Annotated in this window: 18 protein-coding genes; all 18 read left to right on the forward strand. The window is 47.7% G+C overall.

Going from position 1 to position 24,128, the window contains the following annotated elements:
* Positions 1 to 39 precede the first annotated feature (39 nt).
* On the forward strand, positions 40 to 1,158 hold the full coding sequence (gene ispG / locus ACQW03_RS17445; protein ID WP_023989971.1) for a flavodoxin-dependent (E)-4-hydroxy-3-methylbut-2-enyl-diphosphate synthase: 1,119 nt from the start codon (positions 40 to 42) through the stop codon (positions 1,156 to 1,158).
* Between the two features lie 217 nt (positions 1,159 to 1,375).
* Positions 1,376 to 3,103: an ATP-dependent protease LonB gene (gene lonB / locus ACQW03_RS17450; protein ID WP_023989970.1), complete on the forward strand. Its 1,728-nt coding sequence runs from the start codon at positions 1,376 to 1,378 to the stop codon at positions 3,101 to 3,103.
* Between the two features lie 110 nt (positions 3,104 to 3,213).
* Positions 3,214 to 5,550 carry an endopeptidase La gene (lon, locus tag ACQW03_RS17455; protein ID WP_441950843.1) on the forward strand — a complete coding sequence of 779 codons (2,337 nt, stop codon included), beginning with the start codon at positions 3,214 to 3,216 and terminating at the stop codon, positions 5,548 to 5,550.
* An 18-nt stretch (positions 5,551 to 5,568) separates the two neighbouring features.
* Positions 5,569 to 6,180: a ribosome biogenesis GTP-binding protein YihA/YsxC gene (yihA, locus tag ACQW03_RS17460; protein WP_013311619.1), complete on the forward strand. Its 612-nt coding sequence runs from the start codon at positions 5,569 to 5,571 to the stop codon at positions 6,178 to 6,180.
* Positions 6,181 to 6,466: 286 nt separating this feature from the next.
* Positions 6,467 to 7,054 carry a non-ribosomal peptide synthetase module gene (locus ACQW03_RS17465; protein WP_076294409.1) on the forward strand — a complete coding sequence of 196 codons (588 nt, stop codon included), beginning with the start codon at positions 6,467 to 6,469 and terminating at the stop codon, positions 7,052 to 7,054.
* Between the two features lie 267 nt (positions 7,055 to 7,321).
* Positions 7,322 to 7,720, forward strand: coding sequence for an adenosylmethionine decarboxylase (gene speD / locus ACQW03_RS17470; protein ID WP_441952418.1), 399 nt, complete (start codon positions 7,322 to 7,324; stop codon positions 7,718 to 7,720).
* Between the two features lie 245 nt (positions 7,721 to 7,965).
* Complete coding sequence (gene hemA, locus ACQW03_RS17475; protein WP_053325974.1) at positions 7,966 to 9,360, forward strand: glutamyl-tRNA reductase; 1,395 nt, start codon at positions 7,966 to 7,968, stop codon at positions 9,358 to 9,360.
* A gap of 16 nt (positions 9,361 to 9,376) precedes the next feature.
* Positions 9,377 to 10,204: a cytochrome c biogenesis protein CcsA gene (ccsA, locus tag ACQW03_RS17480; RefSeq protein ID WP_071642591.1), complete on the forward strand. Its 828-nt coding sequence runs from the start codon at positions 9,377 to 9,379 to the stop codon at positions 10,202 to 10,204.
* A gap of 8 nt (positions 10,205 to 10,212) precedes the next feature.
* A complete protein-coding gene (locus ACQW03_RS17485) occupies positions 10,213 to 10,860 on the forward strand; it encodes a precorrin-2 dehydrogenase/sirohydrochlorin ferrochelatase family protein (protein ID WP_071642589.1) in 648 nt (215 codons plus the stop codon).
* Between the two features lies 1 nt (position 10,861).
* A complete protein-coding gene (gene hemC, locus ACQW03_RS17490; protein WP_025722717.1) occupies positions 10,862 to 11,788 on the forward strand; it encodes a hydroxymethylbilane synthase in 927 nt (308 codons plus the stop codon).
* Between the two features lie 4 nt (positions 11,789 to 11,792).
* Positions 11,793 to 13,349, forward strand: coding sequence for a uroporphyrinogen-III C-methyltransferase (cobA, locus tag ACQW03_RS17495; protein WP_076294407.1), 1,557 nt, complete (start codon positions 11,793 to 11,795; stop codon positions 13,347 to 13,349).
* A 47-nt stretch (positions 13,350 to 13,396) separates the two neighbouring features.
* Positions 13,397 to 14,395 (forward strand): porphobilinogen synthase, encoded by a 999-nt coding sequence (gene hemB, locus ACQW03_RS17500; protein ID WP_028541574.1) that lies wholly within the window; start codon positions 13,397 to 13,399, stop codon positions 14,393 to 14,395.
* A 30-nt stretch (positions 14,396 to 14,425) separates the two neighbouring features.
* Positions 14,426 to 15,730 (forward strand): glutamate-1-semialdehyde 2,1-aminomutase, encoded by a 1,305-nt coding sequence (gene hemL, locus ACQW03_RS17505; protein WP_441950848.1) that lies wholly within the window; start codon positions 14,426 to 14,428, stop codon positions 15,728 to 15,730.
* Positions 15,727 to 16,641 carry an RluA family pseudouridine synthase gene (locus ACQW03_RS17510; protein WP_441950850.1) on the forward strand — a complete coding sequence of 305 codons (915 nt, stop codon included), beginning with the start codon at positions 15,727 to 15,729 and terminating at the stop codon, positions 16,639 to 16,641. Before hemL ends, ACQW03_RS17510 begins: the two co-directional genes overlap by 4 nt.
* Positions 16,642 to 16,767: 126 nt before the next feature.
* Positions 16,768 to 18,099, forward strand: a complete 1,332-nt coding sequence (locus ACQW03_RS17515; RefSeq protein ID WP_441950852.1) for a LysM peptidoglycan-binding domain-containing protein — start codon at positions 16,768 to 16,770, stop codon at positions 18,097 to 18,099.
* A 409-nt stretch (positions 18,100 to 18,508) separates the two neighbouring features.
* Positions 18,509 to 21,175 (forward strand): valine--tRNA ligase, encoded by a 2,667-nt coding sequence (locus ACQW03_RS17520; RefSeq protein ID WP_023989958.1) that lies wholly within the window; start codon positions 18,509 to 18,511, stop codon positions 21,173 to 21,175.
* A 36-nt stretch (positions 21,176 to 21,211) separates the two neighbouring features.
* The gene (locus ACQW03_RS17525; RefSeq protein WP_441950855.1) at positions 21,212 to 22,588 is read left to right on the forward strand and encodes a bifunctional folylpolyglutamate synthase/dihydrofolate synthase; all 1,377 of its coding nucleotides are present in this window, start codon (positions 21,212 to 21,214) and stop codon (positions 22,586 to 22,588) included.
* Between the two features lie 6 nt (positions 22,589 to 22,594).
* Positions 22,595 to 23,974: a UDP-N-acetylmuramate--L-alanine ligase gene (gene murC, locus ACQW03_RS17530; protein ID WP_013311605.1), complete on the forward strand. Its 1,380-nt coding sequence runs from the start codon at positions 22,595 to 22,597 to the stop codon at positions 23,972 to 23,974.
* The last annotated feature ends 154 nt before the right edge of the window (positions 23,975 to 24,128 follow it).

Raw genomic sequence — 24,128 nt, forward strand, 5'->3', positions numbered from 1 at the left:
AAGGGGTGGAGGTTTGGCGTTAATGGGAGAGAAAAGTACATGTTCTTAAGACAAGACACACGTCCCGTTAAAGTCGGGAATCTGACGATTGGCGGCAGCAATGAAGTCATCATCCAAAGCATGTGTACAACCAAAACAGCAGATGTGGAAGCAACTGTAGCCGAGATTCTTCGCTTGGAAGAAGCCGGATGTCAACTGGTACGGGTTACCGTCAACAATGAGGAAGCTGCCGCAGCCATTAAGGAAATAAAAAAACGGATTCATATTCCGTTGGTTGCAGATATTCACTTTAATCACAAGCTGGCTCTACTGGCAATTGAAAATGGAATTGATAAGGTTCGCATTAATCCAGGTAACATTGGACGACGTGAAAAAGTGGAAGCTGTCGTTAAGGCGTGTAAGGAAAAAGGGATTCCAATTCGGATTGGTGTGAACGCCGGGTCGTTGGAACAACATTTACTTGATAAGTATGGCTACCCTACGCCAGAAGCGATGGTAGAAAGCGCACTGTATCATATCGGGATACTGGAAGAGCTTGATTTCCATGACATTATTGTGTCACTGAAGGCGTCTGATGTTCCTATGGCGATTGCCGCTTATACGAAGGCCGCTGAAATTATTAAGTATCCGCTCCATCTGGGTATTACCGAAGCTGGTACGCTCTTTACGGGTACGGTTAAAAGCGCAGCAGGTATGGGCGCTTTGCTGGCATCAGGCATCGGCTCCACAATGCGTATTTCGCTCAGTGCTGATCCGGTGGAAGAAGTGAAGGTAGCACGTGAGTTGCTCAAGACGTTTGGATTGATCACAAACGCAGCTACACTGATTTCTTGTCCGACTTGCGGACGTCTGGATATTGATCTGTTCTCTATTGCCAACGAGGTAGAAGATTACATTGCAAAACTCAAGGTACCGATTAAAGTGTCGGTACTGGGTTGTGCAGTAAATGGCCCGGGTGAAGCGAAGGAAGCTGATATCGGAATTGCCGGAGCGCGTGGTGAAGGCCTTTTGTTCCGTTATGGAAAAATGATTCGCAAAGTACCTGAGGCTGATATGGTCGAGGAATTGAAAAAAGAAATTGATATCATCGTCAAGGCATATGAGGAAACAGGGAAAATCCCTGGACGTGAAGAACGTCATACCGCCGAGAAGGTGTAGGCAAAAGCAGTTATTATAAAGAGGCATAGTCATAATCTATTGTCATCATTTATACGCCGTGGAGAGCAGCTCTGCTACAGAACTGTTCTTCGCGGTGTTTTTGTATTTCTCTCTGATCTTTTGAAAGACCGCCGTTTAGCTATCGCGGAAAAGGAAATACTGTTTTTCATAGAGCGGCATTTTTCAAATTGCTGAGATGAGAAACGGAGGAAATACGATGGACTTGACTATGATTTTGTTATTGGTGCAAATGTTTTTCGGGATTGTTATTGGTCTGTATTTCTGGAACCTCCTGCGGAGCCAGAAAACGAACCGTAGTGCGGTGGATCGAGAATCCCGGAAGGAATTAGATAAGCTACGCAAATTGCGTTCAATTTCACTTACCAAACCATTGGCTGAACGCACACGTCCTGCCACATTACAGGATATCGTGGGTCAGAAGGACGGATTGCGCGCGCTCAAGGCGGCGTTATGTAGTGCGAATCCGCAGCATGTCATTATTTATGGCCCGCCGGGTGTAGGGAAAACGGCTGCTGCACGCGTGGTGTTGGAAGAGGCTAAGAAGAATCTGTCATCCCCGTTCAAGGGAGATGCCAAATTCACGGAGATTGATGCCACGACGGCCCGCTTTGACGAGCGCGGTATTGCGGACCCGCTGATAGGTTCAGTGCATGATCCAATCTATCAAGGGGCAGGAGCGATGGGAGTGGCGGGTATACCGCAGCCTAAGCCTGGAGCTGTAACGAAGGCCCATGGGGGTATGCTGTTCATCGATGAGATTGGTGAGCTGCATCCAACGCAGATGAATAAACTGTTGAAAGTGCTGGAGGATCGCAAGGTGTTTTTGGAAAGTGCGTATTACAACTCGGAAGATTCACATACTCCTGCTTATATCCACGATATTTTCCAAAACGGTTTGCCAGCGGATTTTCGTTTGGTAGGTGCGACGACCCGTTCGCCACATGAACTGCCACCTGCGATTCGCTCCCGGTGCATGGAAATTTATTTCCGTGCCTTGCAGCCACAGGAGATTGCCCGTATTGCTGAGGATGCTGTCCACAAGCTAGGCTTTGGTCCTTGTCCTGAGGCGGTAGAAGTTGTACAGCGTTACGCCACGAACGGCCGGGAGGCGGTCAATATGATCCAGCTTGCTGCTGGTTTGGCACTTACCGAGAAAAGGGAACGTCTCAATGCTTCCGACGTGGAATGGGTAGCGGGCAGCAGTCAAATTCAGCCGCGTCCTGACCGAAAAATACCGGGCTTGCCGCAAATCGGATTTGTTAACGGATTAGCTGTATATGGCCCAAACATGGGAATGCTGCTGGAAATTGAAGTTACCGCGGTTCCGGTTCCTGAGGGGAAGGGGAGCTATAATATTACGGGGGTCGTGGACGAGGAAGAAATCGGAGGTGGATCCCGCACACTGCGCCGTAAGAGCATGGCTAAAGGTTCTGTGGAAAATGTTCTGACCGTTTTGCGTACGCTCGGATTGGCTCCGTCGAATTACGATCTGCATATCAATTTCCCCGGGGGTACGCCGGTAGATGGCCCGTCCGCAGGAATTGCGATGGCAACAGCTATTGCTTCCGCGATGCGGGGAATTCCGGTGGATCATGAAATTGCTATGACTGGCGAAGTTAGCATCCATGGTCGTGTCAAACCGATTGGTGGTGTGTTAGCCAAGGTTGAAGCCGCTTTTCAGGCGGGAGCCAAAAAAGTGATCATTCCGCAGGATAACTGGCAAGCTCTTTTTGACAGCATTGAGGGTTTAAAAGTCATCCCCGTACAGTCGGTTACCGAAGTGTTCCGACATGTGTTTGGGGAAGAGATGACATCGGATTTGCCTGTGCATGCGCCAATTGAGACTTTTCGCCCATCCCAATCTTCCTTGTTACAGGCTGATGGAACGCATAACGGGACGATATCAGATACAGGATCTTGCTGATAAACTACCCTTTCATTGGTTTTTTCATAAAACATTTGATAAAATATGAAAGATAGCAACGTGAGGATTGTAAAATCCGGAACCTGAGAATCACTGGAGGTGCGAAAGCGATGGGACCCACCAAGACAAAAGGTCGTCGTTTTCCTTTGCTGCCTTTAAGAGGGCTTCTGGTCTACCCGAGCATGGTTCTGCATCTCGATGTGGGCCGGGAAAAATCGGTCAAGGCTTTGGAAAAAGCGATGGTTGAAGACAATTTGATTCTCCTGTGTTCTCAATCAGAAGTAAATATTGAAGAACCCACACAAGAGGATATCTTTCGAGTCGGCACGGTAGCCAAGGTACGCCAGATGCTCAAGCTTCCTAATGGAACCATTCGAGTATTGGTGGAAGGGCTGGAACGCGCCGAGATTATTCAATATACGGACAATGAAGAATATTACGAGGTAATGGCGAAGGAGCTGCACGAGGCAGAAAACGTACAGCCTGAGACAGATGCGCTTATGCGCACTGTATTAACTCAGTTCGAGCATTATATCAACTTGTCCAAAAAGGTAACACCGGAGACTCTCGCTGCGGTATCCGATATTGAGGAGCCAGGACGGCTTGCAGACGTGATCACAAGTCACCTGACGCTCAAAATTAAGGAAAAGCAGGATATACTGGAGACGATCGACGTTACTCAGCGTCTGGAGAAGCTTCTGGATATTTTGAACAATGAGCGTGAAGTACTGGAGCTGGAACGGAAAATCAACCAGCGTGTGAAGAAGCAAATGGAGAAGACGCAGAAGGAGTATTATCTGCGTGAACAAATGAAGGCGATTCAAAAGGAACTTGGCGAGAAGGAAGGCCGCGCAGGAGAAGTTGAAGAACTGCGCAACCAGCTAAGTGAACTGAAGCTGCCTGTTCCGGTGAAGGAGAAGGTCGAAAAGGAAATCGACCGTTTGGAAAAAATGCCGGCAAGCTCTGCCGAGGGTGGCGTCATCCGTAATTATGTTGATTGGTTGTTAAGCTTGCCATGGAACAAGTTTACCGATGATGATCTGGATATCGTCAAAGCTGAAGAAGTACTCAATAACGACCACTACGGACTGGATAAACCCAAGGAGCGTGTATTGGAGTATTTGGCTGTACGTAAGCTGGTGAAGACCATTAAGGGACCGATTCTGTGTCTCGTAGGTCCGCCAGGGGTCGGCAAGACTTCGTTGGCCCGTTCGATTGCCAAATCCATGGGTCGGGAATTTGTCCGCATCTCTCTCGGAGGTGTGCGGGATGAAGCGGAAATCCGTGGTCACCGCCGGACTTATGTTGGCGCGATGCCGGGGCGGATCATTCAAGGGATGAAGACCGCAGGAACGTCTAATCCGGTATTTTTGCTGGATGAGATTGATAAAATGGCTTCCGATTTTCGAGGGGATCCATCGGCGGCACTGCTCGAAGTGCTTGATCCTGAACAAAACAATACGTTCAGTGACCATTTTGTCGAGCTGCCGTTTGATCTGTCCAATGTGATGTTTGTAACGACAGCCAATGCTGCACACAACATCCCGCGTCCGCTAATGGACCGCATGGAGACACTCTATATTCCTGGCTACACCGAACTGGAGAAGCTGGAAATCGCCAATCGGTACCTATTGCCCAAGCAGAAGAGAGAGCATGGCTTGGACGAGGAACAACTGGTTATCGGGGAGGATACGTTACTGCGTGTCATTCGCGAATATACCCGTGAATCCGGTGTACGGAATCTTGAGCAACAAATGGCTTCTCTGTGCCGCAAGGCGGCGAAGTCCGTTGTATCTGGTGGCGAAGGCCCGATTCAAATCACACCGGATAATCTGAAGGATTATCTGGGTATCGCTAAATTCCGTTACGGTGTTGCAGAACTGGAGGATCAGATCGGTACGGTTACAGGCTTGGCATGGACAGAGGTCGGTGGTGAAACACTGATGATTGAAGTGACGGTCGTACCTGGTAGCGGTAAACTGATTCTTACGGGTAAACTGGGAGACGTTATGAAGGAATCAGCACAGGCGGCATTCAGCTACACTCGTTCGAAAGCAGTTGATCTGGGTATTGAACTGGACTTTTACGAGAAGAATGATATCCACATTCATATTCCTGAGGGTGCGATTCCGAAAGATGGCCCATCTGCGGGAATTACTATTGCTACCGCATTAATTTCAGCTTTGACCAACCGCCATGTATCCAAGGATGTGGCTATGACGGGCGAAATTACACTGCGCGGCCGTGTATTGCCGATTGGTGGTTTAAAAGAGAAGTCGCTGGCTGCCCATCGGGCAGGCTACAAAAAAATTCTGCTTCCCAAAGATAATGAACGGGATTTGAAGGATATTCCCGACAGTATCCGGCAGGATGTTGAATTTGTCCCCGTTGCCCATATGGATCAGGTGCTAAAGCATGCTTTGGTTGAGCAGGCAAGGGTACATTAGAGAGGAATTAAGGACATAATGAAAGTAACAAAAGCAGAATTTATAATAAGTGCGGTTGGCCCTGATCAGTTTCCTGTGGACGCTTTGCCAGAGATTGCTCTGGCGGGGCGCTCCAATGTAGGAAAGTCTTCACTGATTAATCGGTTGATTAACCGTAAGAATTTGGCGCGTACCAGTTCTACGCCAGGTAAAACCCAGCAACTCAATTATTACCGGATTAATGATGATCTCTATTTTGTCGATTTTCCTGGTTACGGTTACGCCAAGGTATCCAAAACGTCCCGTAAGGCTTGGGGGCAGATGATTGAGTCCTATTTGCTGGAGCGTGAGCCACTCAAACTGGTGCTTCAAATGGTGGATTTGCGCCATCCGCCGTCCAAGGACGATATCATGATGTATGATTGGCTGCGTCATAATGGGCTTCCCGTATGTGTTGTAGGCACGAAGGCAGATAAAATCCCTAAAACGCGACGAGAAAAGCATTATAAGGTAATCAAGCAGGAACTCGGAATACTTCCCGGGGGATTGTTTATCCCCTTTTCATCCGAAGAAGGTATGGGTAAGGAAGAGCTGTGGTCTGTCATCTCTAGCTATATAGAGAATGACGACGAAGAGCAGACGGAATTGTAAGGCTAGGGACGTCCTTAAGGGCGTCCTTTTTTAATGATTCGAGCTTCAAAAAATAAACTCACTAAAATGGTAGGAATAATATATAATAACTAAAGGAACTCGTGGAATTTAAGCAGAAAAGTGAGTATATGGGGGATAATGCAGTCTCAACCCCATTATTTTTTGTTTTTTTCGATGTATGGCGGAAATTTATGATTTGATGGGCAAGAAAAGCGCTGTAGGTCTGATGTATAATAAAGCTTACAGCTTAAACTTATAGGTTCAGGAAAGAATTGAGGAGATTGGTATGGCTCAGCGGTTAGCCACAGAGTATGTTAAAACCACTTTGACCTTGTCAGAAACTCAAATGGACGAATTTTTTCGGGCAATGGATGATCCCCAGGTGCATTATCACATTAAAGTTCTGGATAACGGAAGACAGGAAATCGTTCTGGAGCATAGTGCGGGTGAGGAAGTTCATTTGTTTTTTGAAGTCAAAGAGGGAGCGTTTGTGTGTGAATTGACTTGCCGCTTAATTCATCCGCAACTAACCCTGTTTATACGCAAACTTTTTGTTCGTTTTAAGGGTGAAGGCATCGTTTACCGAATGTATCAAGGATTCACTATGGTGTATTTTTATAATGAAGGTACGGTTCGTAAAATTATGGAGAAGAATGCCGCAGGCTCTAAGCTGGTATTTGAATATAAAAATACGGTGCAGGAACTGCAACAGCTTTTTCAGCATCAGAACGTCGAAAATGAAATATCAGACGTATATGATCTCATTAATTCGTTGCTTGACCAGCGGAATTTGGCGCGCACTTTCTTGGAGTTGGAACAGATTGACCACAAGCTTCGAATGAGTTGCTCAAAATTATTTGCACTGGAAGCTTAATAAGGCATGAATATATGGAATGAATCGTTATGCAGTGTGGTCCCTTTCTTTACCGAAAGGGGCTTTTTTATTCCAAAAAAATGATTGCATTTGCTGCACATAGATGTTATTTTTAATCTCGTTGAAAATGAATATAGGAACCAGGATTCACTCAGGACATTGAATGTTGCGAGAGGTTATTCCCTCGGGAAGTGAATGACGTAGGTCCTAGCGGATGAAATTTTTTCAAACATTTTATTCCTAGGAAGGGGGAACCGAAAGATGGAATTGGAGTACTCAACTTTCGGAAGACACGTTGCCGTAGATACTTGGGGTGTTGAGTTTGAATTACTGAATGATGCGCAGTTTTTGCAGGCTCAATTAGTTGAAGCAGCTGAAGCTTGCGGAGCAACGGTGATGTCCGTTCAATCCAAGCAATTCGAACCACAGGGAGCTACCGTGCTTGTACTGTTGTCGGAGAGTCATCTCTCTATTCATACGTATCCTGAGAGAGGATTTGCCGCTATTGATTGTTATACTTGCGGTGAGACTGTCGATCCGCAGCTGGCTATTGATTACCTGGTATCCGTTCTAAAACCAAAAAAAACATATGCGAAGAAGCTGATTCGCGGCTTGGGAGAACTTCAGGTGGAATCACCAGAGTGCAAGCTGGCCGAGTTAGTGTAAATCGTTCTTAAGGAGCCATTTGTGCGTCCTATATTATAACCATGGAACATTTCCATGGTTATTTGTTTTAAAAGTGGTTTACACTAAATCAAATATACAGAACGTGCTAGATGTCATGAAAGCCATCCAATTTTCATAAACAATTCATAAAACAGCCGGAGGAGATTCGGACTTCTGTGATATAATTAACATAGTTTATGATAACAGTGGTTATTCTTATTACAGTTTAGGCAGGTGAATTTGCAATGCACATCGTCGTTGTTGGGTTGAATTATCGTACGGCGCCTGTGGAAGTCAGAGAGCGTTTTACATTTGCAGAACAAGATTTGCCAAAAGCGCTGGAACAACTCAAACTTACCAAAAGTGTGTTGGAGGGCGTAGTTGTCGCAACCTGCAATCGGACTGAAATATATGTTGTGGTGGACCGCCTTCACATGTGCGGTTATTTTATACGCAGTTTTATGGAGCAATGGTTTGGCATTCCGCGTGATCAATTTACACAACATTTATATATATATGAGGACGAGCAGGCGATTCGGCATTTGTTCCGTGTGACTTGTGGTCTTGATTCTATGGTAATCGGAGAAACACAAATTTTGGGACAGGTAAAGAACGCTTTTCTTCAGGCTCAATCCCAGAAAATTACGGCAACTTGGTTTAATATGTTGTTTAAGCAGGCCGTCACATTGGGCAAGCGTGCCCATTCGGAGACGTCTATTGGAGAAAGTGCCGTATCTGTTAGCTATGCAGCAGTTGAGCTGGGCAAACGGATTTTCGGGATGTTTACCGATAAAAAGGTACTGATTCTCGGTGCTGGTAAAATGAGCGAGCTTACTGTTAAGCATTTGTACAGCGGCGGAGCAGCCGAGGTTATTGTAGCAAATCGAACCTTGTCCCGTGCGGAAGACCTTGCCTCCAAGTTCCATGGAACGCCGGTTACGATGGAGGAAGGCATGAATCGGTTGGCGGATGTAGATATTGTTATTAGTTCGACAGGTGCCCAGGGTTATATTCTGGATCGGACTCGGGTTGAAGCAAGTATGAAACGTCGACAGTCCCGTCCTTTGTTTATGATTGATATTGCGGTTCCGCGTGATCTCGACCCGGCTATTGGTGAATTAAAGAATGTTTTCCTGTACGATATTGATGATCTGGAAGGGATCGTGGAGAGCAATTTGGAAATGCGCCGTACCGAAGCTACAAAAATCGAGCATATGATCGAAGATGAGCTTAGCGAGTTTTATCAATGGTTGAAAACGATGGGAGTGCGTCCGGTGATTCGTGCATTACAGGAAAAAGCGGAGTCTGTACATCAGGATACGTTGGAAAGCTTGTTCAATAAGCTTCCCGAGCTGGATGAACGGCAACGCAAAGTGATTAGCCGCTTGACGAAGAGTATGCTGAATCAGATGATGCATGATCCGATCAATCGGGTAAAGGAACTGGCTGTCCAAAAGCAGGGAAATGAGGCGCTAGACATGTTTAGCCACATTTTTGCTCTGGAGGATCGTTTGGATGACGCCGCTCAGAAAGTAGATAAAAGCGATGCATCTGCGTTAATGAAACCGGAAGCCGGTGTTCATGAAAAAACCGTTCAGGCTCAGGCTTTGCCAGCGTCGTTTGCGCCGGCCAGCCTGTAAAGGTGGGTGAACAGAAGTGGCTTTAGGTATGCTTATATATGATTCAATGATTTATGTTTTTGCCCTGAGCCTTCTGTTTGTATTCTCGGATGGGATTCGTCGCAATGCGAATGCTAAACGGACAGGTACAGGGCTTCTTGTTGTCGTTCTGGTGCTCCAGCTTGTTTATATGGGTATAAGAACCTGGAATGAAGGGCATCTTCCGATTTTCGTGACCTACGATTTTCTATTTCTGTTCTCAGTTATTTTGGTACTGATTTCTTTGATTCTGACACGTTATCAGCGATCCGAATTTGCGGTATTGCTGCTTAATATTATTAGTTTTGCAGTGCTGGTGCTCAACAATATATGGATGGAGCCTCTCGACAACCCGCTTGGAAATTGGCATACAGTACATGGGCTGCTCCTGATTCATATTGCGCTGGCTAATCTTGGTTTTGTAGCAATGACGGTAGCGGCTGTATTTTCGGGGTTATATCTGTTTTTGCATCGTAAATTGAAAGTAAAGAAATGGAATGACACGATCAGACGCCTGCCGAGTCTGGAAATGATGGATCGGTATACGCATATGGCGCTGTTGATTGGTACTCCTTTGTTGGGAGTCTCTATTGTAGTTGCCGTTATTTCTATTATTGCCGAGGAACGCTGGCGTCTCTTGCTCGATACCAAGGTGCTGATGACAGCAATTGCCTTGTGCGTGTATATTGTATTTTTAGTGAGCAAAAGATTGAATCAGCGTTCAGGGCTTGTGATGGCAAAGTGGGCATTGGTCGGCTACACGCTATTGATTCTTAATTTTTTGCTGAATTCCTGGTCTGTATTTCATCAGTGGACGGGAGAGTGAAAAGCCTTTTGCAGCATTTTGTCCCGATTTCGTTGAATTGTAAGAATAAGATCTGTTGTGTTGTAGGTGGCGGTAGGATTGCGGAACGAAAGGTAAAGGGGATGATGGAAAGTGGGGCATTCATTACCGTCATTAGCCCGAATATAACGCCGGATTTACAGGTTCTGGCGGATCACAAGCAGCTCCACTGGGTAAATCGCGTATATCGCGAGGGTGACCTCCAGGGAGCCTTTCTTGTATATGCGGCAACGAACCAGAGAGAAGTGAATTATGAGGTTGCACATGAGGCCAGACAAAGGGGTATACTGGTAAATGTAGCGGATCGATCGGAAGATGGAGACTTTATAACGCCGGGTATCATTCGACGAGGAAGACTGACGATTAGTATTTCCACAGAAGGGGCTGGCCCTGCTGTGACCTCTGATATTACATCAGCTTTGGATACGTTGTTTGGTAGCGAATACGAGCCATATCTGGATTTCATGCACGATATGCGACAGATCATCAAACATAAGATAAGTTCCCCGCAGCAAAGGACCAAACTACTGAGGCGCTTGGCGAATAGCGATATTTTAGATCAAATACGTCGTCATGAATTTATGGCTTGGACCGAAAAAGAAATAGACGTATGGATTGCGCAAAATCAGGAGGAATAACATGCGAACAATTGTGGTAGGCAGCAGACAGAGTGCGCTGGCGTTAACTCAGACCGGGCATGTCATTGAAGATTTGAACGCGCTATGCGCGGAGCATGGAATGGATTTGCAATTTGTTGTGAAGAAAATCCTCACCAAGGGTGATCGAATATTGGATGTAACCTTGTCCAAAGTGGGTGGCAAAGGGCTTTTTGTCAAAGAAATTGAACAGGCCATGCTGGCTGGTGAGATTGATATGGCAGTACATAGTATGAAGGATATGCCTTCCGAATTGCCGGAAGGGCTTGTCAACGGCGCTGTGCCGCGCCGTGAGGATCCACGTGATTGCCTGATCACATTGGGCGCCAAGAGCCTGGAGGATTTGCCTCAAGGGGCAAAGGTGGGCACGAGCAGCCTGCGCAGAGCCAGTCAAATCAAGTCCATGCGACCTGATCTACAATTGGAGCCTGTGCGTGGTAATATTGATTCCCGTCTGAAAAAGCTGGAGACGGAAGGTTTTGACGCTATCATTTTGGCGGCAGCAGGCTTGCATCGGATGGGCTGGAAAGAGCGAATTACGTCCTATATACCGGAAGAAGACTGTTTGCCGGCGGTTGGGCAGGGAGCGCTGGGTATTGAATGTCGTGCGAGCGACGAAGAGCTATTGGCCTTGCTTCGCCTTTACAACGACCGGGATACCTCGGCTACCGTTGCGGCAGAACGAACCTTTCTGGGCGTGTTAAATGGGGGATGTCAAGTGCCGATCGGGGCTCATGCGGTCTGGGCTGGTCAAGAAATCAGCCTCACAGGCATGGTAGGATCGCCAGATGGCGAGGTTATTTTGAAGGAAACGCTCCAGGGAAATGATCCGCAAAAGCTGGGAGAAGCGGTGGCGGCCAGTTTGATAGCCAAAGGAGCGGAACAGATTCTGGCGCAGGTGAGGGGATGATAGTATGGCAGGAAAAGTATATTTGGTAGGTGCAGGACCCGGAGACGCAAGATTAATTACGGTCAAGGGTTGGGAATGCATTCAATTGGGCGATGTCATTGTGTACGATAGACTGGCAAGCCCACGCCTCTTGGGACTGATGAAGCCAGGTGCCCAAAAAATATATGTCGGCAAGTTGCCAGATCGTCACACTATGAAGCAAGAGGAAATTAATCAGCTGCTGGTGGATTTGGCCTTAGAGGGCAAAACAGTTGTTCGTCTTAAAGGGGGAGACCCCACTATATTTGGACGAGTCGGCGAGGAAGCCGGGCTATTGCGTAAACACGGTATTTCCTATGAAATTATACCCGGTATCACATCAGCAATCAGTGTGCCCGCCTATGCGGGCATTCCGGTCACACACCGGGATATGGCCTCATCGCTGTCTATTATTACAGGTCATGAAAGTCCGGATAAACTCGACAAAAGTATTCATTGGGATAAAGTGACGAACGCTACGGGCACACTGATCTTTATGATGGGTGTAGCAAAGATCGGCTATATCAGTGAACAGTTGATAAAACACGGCAAGCCGTCAAATACTCCTGTTGCCTTGATCCGCTGGGGAACCCGCGCCGAGCAGGATACGCTGGTGGGTACGCTGGCGGATATTGAAGCTAAGGTGAAGGCCGCGAATTTTCAACCTCCCGCCGTCATCGTTGTCGGAGAAGTGGTCAATCAACGTGAACAGTTAAAATGGGCTGAGGACATGCCTTTGTTTGGTAAGCGGATTTTGGTTACTCGCGCGCGTGCGCAGGCCAGCAGTCTGGTTCACCGGATTGAGGAGCTTGGTGGCGAGCCTTATGAATTTCCAGTTATTCAGACTGTCGCCCCTTCGGACGAGCCAACCAAACAGGAAATTAAAGAGGCATTTGCACGACTGCCTGAATATGATTGGGTGTTTTTTACCAGCGTTAATGGAGTGGAATACTTTTTCACGCACTTAAAGGAACAGGGCAAGGACGTACGCGCGTTGTTCAAAGCGCGTATTGCCGCAGTCGGACCGGCTACAGCAGCCGCGCTTCGGACGCACGGAATTGCGGCAGAACAGATCGAAGGCCCTTTTCAGGCGGAGGGCTTGCTCGAAGGGTTTGAGCAGGATTTGCAGGCAGGGCAGAATGTATTTCTCCCAAGGGGTGATCTAGCTCGGTCGTGGCTGCCAGAAAAGCTGAGGGAGATGGGCCTTCATGTGACCGAGGCTGATTTGTATCGAACTGTGCTGGCAGCGAACACACAGGATGACGAGCTCCTCAAGCTGCTTGAGGAACGTGCCATTCACGCGATTACGTTTACGAGTTCCTCAACCGTCACCTTTTTTCTGGAAGCGCTCAGGCAAATGGGGATCCATGATCCGTTGTCGCTGCTGGAGGGAGTTGCGATTGCTGTGATCGGTCCTTTGACCGGTGAGACAGCTGCCCAAGCCGGTTTGACTGTGAGTTTTATGTCAGAGAAGGCAACCATTGAAAGTCTGATTCAATCGTTATGTGACTGGAAACGATCAAGTACTCTTATGACATTATAATTTTTTGTTTTTGCTAATGAATGTATAAAAAATGGAGGTTTGTATTCATGAGTGTTCCTTTTACTAGACATCGTCGTTTGCGCCAGTCGGCTGCAATCCGCAGTATGGTGCGTGAGACGGTATTGAATCCCGCTGATTTTATCCAACCGATTTACGTAACATTTGGTACTGGGGTGAAACAGGAAATTAGCTCTATGCCAGGTGTATACCGTTTTTCTCTGGATCGGCTGGAGGAAGAACTGAAAGAGATTAGTGAGCTTGGCATTCCCGCCGTGCTCCTGTTTGGCATACCGGAAACAAAAGACAGTGTAGGGACTTCGGCTTTTGTGGACGATGGTATTGTTCAGGAAGCTACTCGTTTGATCAAGTCTCGTTATCCCGAACTGCTGGTTGTGGCTGATACTTGTTTGTGTGAGTTTACGGACCATGGACACTGCGGTATGGTACACATGCATGAGCATGATGGTGAGGTATGCGGTGAAGTATTGAATGATGAATCTCTGGAGGTGCTGGTACGTACAGCCGTTTCTCAGGCCAGAGCTGGTGCGGATATTATCGCGCCATCTAATATGATGGACGGTTTTGTACAGGCGATTCGGCAGGGGCTGGATCTAGAAGGCTTTTCACATATTCCGATTATGTCGTATTCCGTCAAATATGCGTCTGCTTTTTATGGTCCTTTCCGGGAAGCTGCTGATTCTGCACCGCAGTTTGGTGACCGTAAATCCTATCAGATGGACCCTGCCAATGCACGTGAAGCATTGCGAGAAGCGGAATCTGATGTGCTGGAGGGTGCGGATATGCTGATGGTGAAGCCTTCTCTTTCTTACCTGGACGTGATGCGCACGATTAAGGATCAATTTGATCTGCCTATGGTGGCTTACAACGTTAGTGGTGAATATGCCATGGTCAAGGCAGCAGCTCTTCAAGGCTGGATTGATGAAAAAGCAATGGTGCTAGAGATTTTGACAAGTATGAAGCGTGCGGGTGCAGATATGATTATTACCTATTCGGCCAAGGATGCGGCAAGATGGTTGAAGCAATAAGTCTATTTTCAGAAGATAGGAGTGGTCAGAATGATCGACGAACAACGAACAGTGCGCAAGGATAAGAACTCCAAAGTAGCCTTTGACGAGGCAAAACAATACATTCCGGGTGGTGTAAACAGCCCGGTACGGGCTTTTAAATCTGTTGGGATTACACCTGTATATATCGACCATGGTGAAGGATCGCGCGTATATGATATTGATGGTCAATCCTATTTAGACTATGTATGTTCATGGGGACCGCTTATTATGGGGCATGCACATCCCGAAGTGGTTAAAGCTTTACAGGCTGCTGTTGTAAAAGGAACCAGCTTCGGCGCACCAACGTTGGCAGAAACTGAAATGGCCAAGCTCGTTTGTGAACGTGTTCCTTCCATGGATATTGTACGTATGGTTAACTCCGGAACTGAGGCGACTATGAGTGCGATTCGACTTGCACGCGGATTTACGAGCCGTAGTAAAATTCTTAAATTTGAGGGATCATATCACGGTCATGCGGACAGCTTGCTGATTAAAGCAGGCTCTGGTGTTGCGACATTAGGCTTGCCTGATAGTCCGGGTGTACCTGAAGTTGTGGCCACCCATACAATCACCGTCCCTTATAATGATTTGGCTTCGGTGAAGCTAGCTTTTGAGAAATTTGGCGAAGAGATTGCCGCAATTATTGTCGAGCCGGTAGCAGGCAATATGGGAGTTGTACCGCCACAGCCTGGATTTTTGGAAGGTTTGCGTGAGGTAACCCAGCAATACGGAAGTCTGCTGATTTTTGATGAAGTGATGACTGGATTCCGGGTTGGACTTCATTCGGCTCAAGGTCGCTTTGGTGTGACGCCAGATCTTACCTGTCTGGGTAAAGTGATTGGTGGCGGACTCCCTGTAGGTGCTTATGGTGGACGTCGCGATATTTTGGAGCAGATTGCGCCATCGGGGCCCATTTATCAAGCGGGTACGCTTAGCGGAAATCCGCTGGCTATGGCAGCAGGTTATTCGACACTTAAATTGCTGACGCCAGAAGTATACGATCGTCTGGAAGAGCGGGCAGCAAGGCTTCAAGCCGGATTCGAACGTAATGCGAGCGAGCTGGGTATCCCTGTCACGATCAATCGCGTGGGCTCTATGGTTTGTCCATTTTTTACAGAAGAAAAGGTTATCAATTTTGACACAGCTAAAACGAGTAATCAGGACCACTTCCGCCGTTACTTTACTGAAATGGTGAATGAGGGAGTTAGTGTGGCACCATCTCAATTTGAGGGTATGTTTGTGTCGGGCGTGCATACGGTAGAGGATATTGATGCCACCATTGAGGCGAACTATCGCGCGCTCAAACGTCTATGAGCTGGCAAGGTGGCTGGAAAAGAAGAGGACCGTGGCTGGAAGTCACGCCAGGACGGGAAGTCACAGACGGGGAAAAAAACAGCGCTGATGCTGTAGATCAGTGGTTGCTGAACCGTTTGGAATTACCGGAAAAGCTGTGGCGCAGACTGCGTCATGAAAAAGAGATTGAACTTACAGGGGACCGGCTGCGGCTGGCCCTTTTTCCTGTAATGAACCTTGGCATCACCCCTCGTTGGTATGATTTGGAGGTACTGCATGAAGATGATTTTTGCCTGGTAGTGCATAAACCAGCAGGTATGGCAGTACATCCAGACGGCGCTGTGCAGGATGGTCCGCTGACGTTGGATCATGCTGTCGCATCCTACTATGAGATGAATGGCATACATGCGGCGGTACGGCATGTACATCGTCTGGATGTGGATACGACGGGCCCAGTGCTATATGCCAAAAATGAATTTGCGTTGCTCAAGCTGGACGAGCAAATGAGAGCTAAGGATATCGGCCGCAGGTATGTAGCTTTGGTACGAGGGAAAGTACCTCCATCGCTGCGAACGTTGGATTGGCCGATTGGCAAGGACAGGCATCATAAGCAGCGCCGCCGTGTATCTCCGACTGGGCAGAAGGCGGTTACCCATATTGAACTTGGGGAAGTTCGGGGAAGCGGTCCAAGTGCAGTGAGTCTCGTATATCTGACGCTGGAGACAGGCCGGACGCACCAGATTCGCGTACATCTTAGTCATGCTGGCTACCCGTTGCTTGGGGATGTATTATACGGGGGTCGGGCTACTGATTTTGGCAGGCAGGCGCTGCACGGAGAGCGTCTTACCTTCTGTCATCCGCTGAGTGGCGAAACAATTACGGTGGAGGATGCTTGGCCGGATGATTTTCAAATGCTGCACAAACAGCTATAAAAGATGGCATGCCTTCTATTTTGGCGCATATACTTGAACCTAGAAACGGTTTGCAATATGGAGTTTCCGTGCGCCTGACCAGAAGTCAGAGGATGTGCGGAGACTGCCCAAAGGAGGATGCCATCCTTGAACAAACAACAGAATGATCAGCCGCAAGGCTTGCGTTTTGATATTTATGAACGCATTCATTTGACGGAGGAAGCTGCCGGGATTGCTGAGTTGGAGGAAATTGAGCTTCTGCCACGCATTCAGGTTGTAACCCACGGCGACCATGCCGCTTTGCGAGGGCATTTGCTGCTGGAGGGCGTGTACCGCACACCTGAACAGATCACGAGCGAGCTTCATCATTTGATCCCTGTGGAAATTACCATTCCACTAAACCGCGTAGGGAGATTGGAAGATATCTCTGTCGAGATTGAAAATTTTGATGTGGACCTGCTCTCTTTACGTAGTCTAAACATTACAGGTGTTCTTTCTTTGCATGGCGTGGAAAGCTCGCACGCGGAGGAGACGGCGGTCTGGCTGGATGAGGAATTCACCGTAGTGCATGCACCTGAGCATCCGGTTCAATCCCATACCGCCGATGGAGAGTATCGCCATGCAGAGGCCTATTCTACCAATGACTCGACCTCCGATTACGTTATAGACCCTGAAACCTCCTACAGAGTGCCAGCACAACAGGAGTCCGTTTCATGGGAACAGCTGTCTGAGGGCCATGGAGAACAAAAGGCATCGTCGGAACAGCAAGGTTATGAGTCGGCAGTAGATCCTAACCGATTCTATGAGCCTTGGACGGGTAAAGCAGTTGAAGACAGCTCTCCAGAGGTCAAGCATGAACATGGGTCTCCGGAAGTGTGGGGATTTCAGCAAGAGGAAGCATGGACAGGGGGGAATGAACCTAAAGTATCTTCCGCATCTCCCAATATAGTATATGACCCTTTGTTGAATGAACCGCATCTTGCCACGGAGTCCGAGGTCTATTTAGAGCCACAGTTGGAGGAGAGTCAAGTAGATAACTTTGACTTCAGGCCCGAAGCGTCAGAACAGGTGAACCACGAGGCCCGTGACACCTTTACTGAGGATAAGCCAGAGATGCGTGTGGCGCTTAACAGTAAAAAGGATGAAGGGGCAGACGAGCCAGACCCGGTTGTCTACTCATCATTGCTCCAATCCAGCCGTTCGGTGAAGGAAGCCGAATACCAGCAGCAATTGGAGCAGGAGCCGCAGGATCAGGATCAGAAAGCCGAAGAAGAGCGGGAGAATGCCAAGTGGAAGAACCTTTTTTTTCATACACAAGATGAAACACCTTTTCGCAAGGTGCGGTTATGCATTGTACAGCGCGAGGATACACTGGAAACCATAGCTGACCGTTATCAGCTCAGCACACGTGAGCTTCAACTGTATAACAGATTGGCGGAGCATCATGTGGAAGAAGGACAGGTATTGTACATCCCTTGATCCGGTTGTTGAAAAATGCACAGCGGGTGTTGACTATAGTCAATGGGAAATGTATGATGTGGTATAGTTATTGAAAGACTGAGATCGGGAAGAGTAGGCAGCAAGCCCTTCAGAGAGTGGAATTGCAGCGCTGTGAGGTTCCGCAGGAAGCTACTGGCCGAAGTCACCCGGGAGTCGCCTGTTTGAACGGTTCCTCATTTAATTCCTACGGAAGATAAGAGGTTCACGGTAGAATAAGGCCGGTCCGCAACCGTTATCTGCATAAAGTGTCACACCATGTGTAATGGATCAGTGGATACATACACTAGGGGTGAAACAAAGGTGGTACCGCGAGAGAACAGCCTTTCGTCCTTTGAGGATGAAGGGCTTTTTTTATTTGCCAATTGAAAAATCATGGAGGTATCCTGATATGTCAGAACAAGACAACAAGACAACCTTGGAAATGCCAACAACGTACGATCCAAAATCAGCAGAACAAAAATGGTACAAAACGTGGATGGAGAAGGGCTATTTCCGCGCCGGGCAACATCCAGAGGCAGAGCCTTTTACAATCGTTATTCCACCACCGAATGTTACAGGTATGTTGCATATTGGACATGCTCTTGACTTTACTTTGCAGGATATTATTATTCGCGCCAAGCGGATGCAGGGTTATGATGCCTTGTGGCTGCCAGGGGCAGACCATGCGGGTATTGCTACCCAAACAAAGGTAGAACAAAAGCTGCGTGAAGAAGGCCTGACACGTTATGATTTGGGCCGCGAGAAGTTTTTGGAGAAAGTGTGGGAGTGGAAGGAACTTTATCTGGATAACATCCATAATCAATGGGAAAAAATGGGTTTCTCTCTCGATTATTCTCGTGAGCGTTTTACGCTGGATGAGGGACTGTCCCAAGCGGTACGCGAGGTATTCGTTACACTGTACAAGAAGGGTCTGATTTATCGCGGTAAACGCATCATTAACTGGGACCCTGCTGCACGTACTGCATTATCGGATATTGAGGTGGAATACAAAGAGGTGAACGGAAATCTGTATCACCTGCAATATCCACTGAAAGACGGTAGCGGATTTATTACGGTAGCCACTACACGTCCTGAAACAATGCTGGGCGATACAGCTGTAGCTGTACACCCGGAAGATGAACGTTACAAGCAAATGATCGGCAAAACGCTTGTGCTCCCAATCATCGGACGGGAAATTCCGGTCATTGCGGATGACTACGTTGATAAAGATTTCGGTAGCGGCGCGGTTAAAATTACACCGGCTCACGACCCGAATGACTTTGAAATGGGACAACGTCACCAGCTGCCACAAATTACGGTGATGGACGAAACGGGAACGATGAATGCCGAAGCAGGCAAATATCAGGGCCTTGATCGTAGCGATTGCCGTAAGCAAATCGTCGCTGATCTGAAAGAGCAGGGCGTACTGATTCGTATTGAAGAGCACGTACACCAAGTAGGCCACAGTGAGCGTACAGGTGTAGTTGTAGAACCTTATCTGTCCACACAATGGTTTGTGGAAATGAAGCCTCTGGCAGCTAAAGCGATTGAAGTGCAGAAGGCTGGCAACGGGGTAAACTTTGTACCGGATCGCTTTGAACGAACTTATCTGCATTGGATTGAAAATGTGCGTGACTGGTGTATTTCCCGTCAATTATGGTGGGGACACCGTATCCCGGCTTGGTACGATGAGGAAACCGGAGAAGTTATTGTATCGGCGGAGGACCCTACAACTTTGCCTGAGTACGCTGGCAGAAAGCTAAAACAGGATGAGGATGTGCTGGATACTTGGTTCAGCTCGGCTTTGTGGCCGTTTTCGACACTGGGCTGGCCTGAGCAGACAGAGGACCTCAAACGTTACTATCCGACTAATGTCTTGGTTACAGGCTATGACATTATTTATTTCTGGGTATCGCGTATGATTTTTACCGCGCTGGAGTTTACAGAAGAGATTCCGTTTAAGGACGTACTTATGCACGGGTTGGTTCGTGATGCGGACGGTAGAAAAATGTCCAAATCCCTCGGCAACGGTGTTGATCCGCTCGACGTGATTGACCAATATGGTACCGATGCCATGCGTTATATGATTTCCACCAGTAGCACGCCTGGGCAAGACCTTCGTTTCCGCTGGGAGCGGGTGGAGCAGGCCCGTAACTTTGCCAATAAAATCTGGAATGCGTCACGCTTTGCGCTGATGAATCTGGAAGGCGTCACTTCGGCAGATATAGACATTACTGGTGACTTGAGCACCGCTGATCGTTGGATCCTGCATCGTCTAAACGAAACTTCACGCGACATCACGCGTCTAATAGATGCTTATGAATTTGGCGAGACAGGCCGCCTTCTGTATAACTTTATTTGGGATGATTTGTGCGACTGGTACATCGAGTTTGCGAAGCTTTCCCTATATGGCGACAATGCAGAGGCGAAAAAGAAAACGCAATCCGTACTTGCATATGTATTGGATCGGACGCTGCGCATGATTCATCCGTTCATGCCGTTTATCTCTGAGGAAATATGGCAGCATCTCCCGCATGAGGGAGAAACGATTACACTGGCCGCTTGGCCTGTTTATGATCCGGCTTTTGAGGATAAGGATGCAGTCGCTGAAATGAATTTGCTGATCGACGTAATTCGCGCTGTACGCAATATCCGCGCTGAAGTCAACGTGCCGATGAGTAAGAAAATTGAATTGCTCATAAAACCCGGCGATCAAGCCGTTCTCGATATCATTAACCGCAATGGGGAATATGTACGTAGATTCTGTAATACGTCTGAATTCGACGCAGGATTAGAATTCACCGTTCCAGATAAAGCGATGACATCTATAGTTAGCGGCGCAGAGCTATACCTGCCGCTGGCCGGACTGCTTGATATTGCCCAGGAAATTAGCAGACTGGAAAAAGAACTTCAGCATTTGAACAGTGAAGTGGAGCGCGTGGAGAAAAAGTTATCTAACCAAGGCTTTGTGGCGAAGGCACCAGCTAAAGTCATCGAGGAAGAAAAGGCCAAGCAAGCCGATTACTCAGATAAGCGCGCTAAAGTTATCGCACGTATTGAAGAACTCAAGGGATAATTTCACTCACAATAAAATGACCTGAAGGTGAAGAGGATGTCAGATACGATCAGGGGCGGAGATACGGCTCCTTTACAAAGCTATGATGAAGCAGTGGAATGGATTAACGGCTTGATTCCGTTTGGTATCAGACCCGGATTGGAACGAATTGAACAGCTAATGAGTAAGTTGGGTGATCCGCAACGGCATCTGAAGTTTGTGCATATTGCGGGAACCAACGGTAAAGGCTCGACTTGTGCCTTTCTGACCTCTGTGCTTCTGAAATGTGGGTACGATGTCGGAACTTTTACGTCGCCGTACATCACCTGCTTTACGAACCGTTTTCAATTCAATGGGACCGATATTCCCGATGAAACGCTGGTTTTGCTTGCCAATCGCTTGTATCCGTTGGTGAAAGAAATCGCAGATAGTGAATTGGGATCACCTACGATGTTTGAGGTATCGACAGCGTTGGCTATTTTATACTATGCTACGGTATCTTTCCCAGATGTTGTGGTATGGGAGACAGGTCTCGGGGGAAGGATGGATGTAACTAATATCGTGAGTCCAATCGTCTCGGTTATTACGAATGTCGGCTATGACCATACGGATATTTTAGGAGATACGCTCGAACAGATTGCAAGGGAAAAGGCCGGCATCATCAAACCGGGTGTACCTGTCGTCAGCTGTGTTTCCCAACCCGAGGCTATTCAGGTCATACGTGACACGGCGGCAAAGCAAGGAGCTACCTTATACCTGGCAGGAGAACAGTTTACGTATGAACGGCTAAATGGGGATGAAACAGCTCAGACCTTTTCATTTGCGGGGCCCTTCCGACATATGGAAATTGACATCACGTTGTTAGGCGAGCACCAATGTTCTAATGCGGCAGGAGCTATGATGGCACTTGAGGTCCTACGTCAGTATATGGCTTTTGTGTTGGATGATGCAGAACTGCTGGAGGGCTTTAGGCAAACTGCCTGGGCAGGGCGTCTCGAACAAGTCAGTACCTCTCCGAGGATTGTCCTTGATGGAGCTCATAATCCAGAAGGAGCACAGACGCTGGCCAAGAGTCTTCCTCAAGTGTATTCGTACAAAAAATTGGTTTTAATGATGGGGATGCTGTCAAACAAGCATCATGAAGCATACTTGCAGCATATACTGCCACTAGTGGATACGCTTATCCTGACCGAGCCCGATTTTCGCCGCAAAATGAATGCCGCTGAATTGGCTCATCTCGTGGAGAAGCTGCGGCCGTCTTATGCCAAAACGGATTTAAAAATAATTGTAGAAGGTGACTGGAAAAAGGCTCTTGGCCTGCTTCAGTCACATACGGAAGCGGAAGATCTGGGGGTGGTGTCCGGCACGCTGTACCTTATTGCGGATGTACGGGCTACCCTTATGTATCAAACCGATTCGGAAAAAGGTTGGTGAAATTTGTTGATTACTTCGGAACATGTTCATTTTATCGGTATCGGCGGCTACGGGATGAGCGCGATTGCTCGGGTCATGCTGGAGATGGGTTATACCGTGACTGGCTCAGATGTGGCATCACAAGAGCTGACAGAAAAACTGGCGGCAAAAGGCGCAAAAATATATATTGGACACACGCCTGAGCATATTGCAGGCGCGGATATCGTCGTCTATTCAACAGCATTGTCACGTGACAATGTGGAGCGGGTTGCAGCGGAGGAATTGAATATTCCAACTCTGCACCGTTCGCAGATGCTGGCTCGCTTGCTTAACGAACGTAAGGGAATAGCTGTTGCGGGTGCGCACGGTAAAACGACAACCTCTTCCATGATCGCTCTGGTTATGGAGAGATGTAACGTTGATCCAACGTATATTATTGGCGGCGAAATCACGAATTTGGGGACGAATGCCAAAGCAGGTAAAAGTGAGTTTGTCGTTGCTGAGGCGGATGAGAGTGATGGTTCTTTCCTGCAATATCATCCTTGGCAAGGCATCGTAACCAATATTGAAGCGGATCATTTGGAAAATTACGATGGTGACTTTAATCGTCTGAAAAGTGCCTATGTACAGTTTTTGAGTCAAATTCGACCGGATGGGGCGGCTATTGTATGCGCAGATGATCAGAATATCCGGGAAATGCTGCCTCAACTCCAGACGCGGGTCATTACTTATGGAGTGGAGCATGAAGCGGATTATATGGCGACAGATATCCAATTAGGTGACCGTCGATTAAGCTTCACTATGAGCCGCAAGGGAACAGCACTCGGAACGATCGAACTATCAGTGCCGGGTAAACATAACATGTATAATGCGATGGCGACTGTGATTTCATGTTTGGAAGCAGGGATTCCCTTCGATCAAATCGCTGCGACAATTGTGGAATTTCACGGCGCGAAGCGTCGTTTTCAAGTACTAGGTGAAAGCAATGACATACTGATTATTGATGACTATGCGCATCACCCAACAGAGATTGAGGCTACGATTAGCGCAGCGAGAGCGACTGGCAAACGTATTATTGCTGTATTCCAGCCGCAACGCTATAGCCGTACCTTTTTCCTGCTCGATGCGTTCAGCCGCGCGTTTAGCGAGGCTAGTGAAGTTATAATTACCGATATTTATTCACCAGCGGGAGAAAAACAGATTGAAGGCGTGCATTCTTCCAAGCTCGTGGATTTAATCGTCCAAAACAGCAATGCGAATGCAATCTATTTGCCGACCAAAGAAGCTGTGATTGAGGAGTTGAAAGATCGCTTACAGCCGGGTGATCTTGTGCTGACGATGGGAGCGGGAGATATCTGGAAAGCAGGTGACGCGTTAGCGCGTCATCTTCGCGGACAGCAAGTGTAATACGTATAAAAAAAAGCTGTTACGCCAATGAATCACATTTATTCAAGGGTATTCCGAACACGATTGTGTTTCGGGATACCCTTTTTTTGTAATGCTGGGGCATATATTCTTAGCTTGACTCATACAACAGACTATGAGGAAGTATGGGACAAGG

The organism is Paenibacillus sp. DRB1-1 (assembly GCF_052119485.1).
In the GTDB taxonomy this organism is placed as follows: Bacteria; Bacillota; Bacilli; order Paenibacillales; family Paenibacillaceae; genus Paenibacillus; species Paenibacillus polymyxa_B.

Coding starts and splice junctions, on each gene's coding strand:
- lon (WP_441950843.1), top strand. CDS start 3,214: ATGGGACCCACCAAGACAAAAGGTCGTCGTTTTCCTTTGCTGCCTTTA.
- hemB (WP_028541574.1), top strand. CDS start 13,397: ATGAGTGTTCCTTTTACTAGACATCGTCGTTTGCGCCAGTCGGCTGCA.
- ACQW03_RS17465 (WP_076294409.1), top strand. CDS start 6,467: ATGGCTCAGCGGTTAGCCACAGAGTATGTTAAAACCACTTTGACCTTG.
- hemC (WP_025722717.1), top strand. CDS start 10,862: ATGCGAACAATTGTGGTAGGCAGCAGACAGAGTGCGCTGGCGTTAACT.
- cobA (WP_076294407.1), top strand. CDS start 11,793: ATGGCAGGAAAAGTATATTTGGTAGGTGCAGGACCCGGAGACGCAAGA.
- ACQW03_RS17525 (WP_441950855.1), top strand. CDS start 21,212: ATGTCAGATACGATCAGGGGCGGAGATACGGCTCCTTTACAAAGCTAT.
- lonB (WP_023989970.1), top strand. CDS start 1,376: ATGGACTTGACTATGATTTTGTTATTGGTGCAAATGTTTTTCGGGATT.
- ACQW03_RS17510 (WP_441950850.1), top strand. CDS start 15,727: ATGAGCTGGCAAGGTGGCTGGAAAAGAAGAGGACCGTGGCTGGAAGTC.
- hemL (WP_441950848.1), top strand. CDS start 14,426: ATGATCGACGAACAACGAACAGTGCGCAAGGATAAGAACTCCAAAGTA.
- yihA (WP_013311619.1), top strand. CDS start 5,569: ATGAAAGTAACAAAAGCAGAATTTATAATAAGTGCGGTTGGCCCTGAT.
- ACQW03_RS17520 (WP_023989958.1), top strand. CDS start 18,509: ATGTCAGAACAAGACAACAAGACAACCTTGGAAATGCCAACAACGTAC.
- hemA (WP_053325974.1), top strand. CDS start 7,966: ATGCACATCGTCGTTGTTGGGTTGAATTATCGTACGGCGCCTGTGGAA.
- ispG (WP_023989971.1), top strand. CDS start 40: ATGTTCTTAAGACAAGACACACGTCCCGTTAAAGTCGGGAATCTGACG.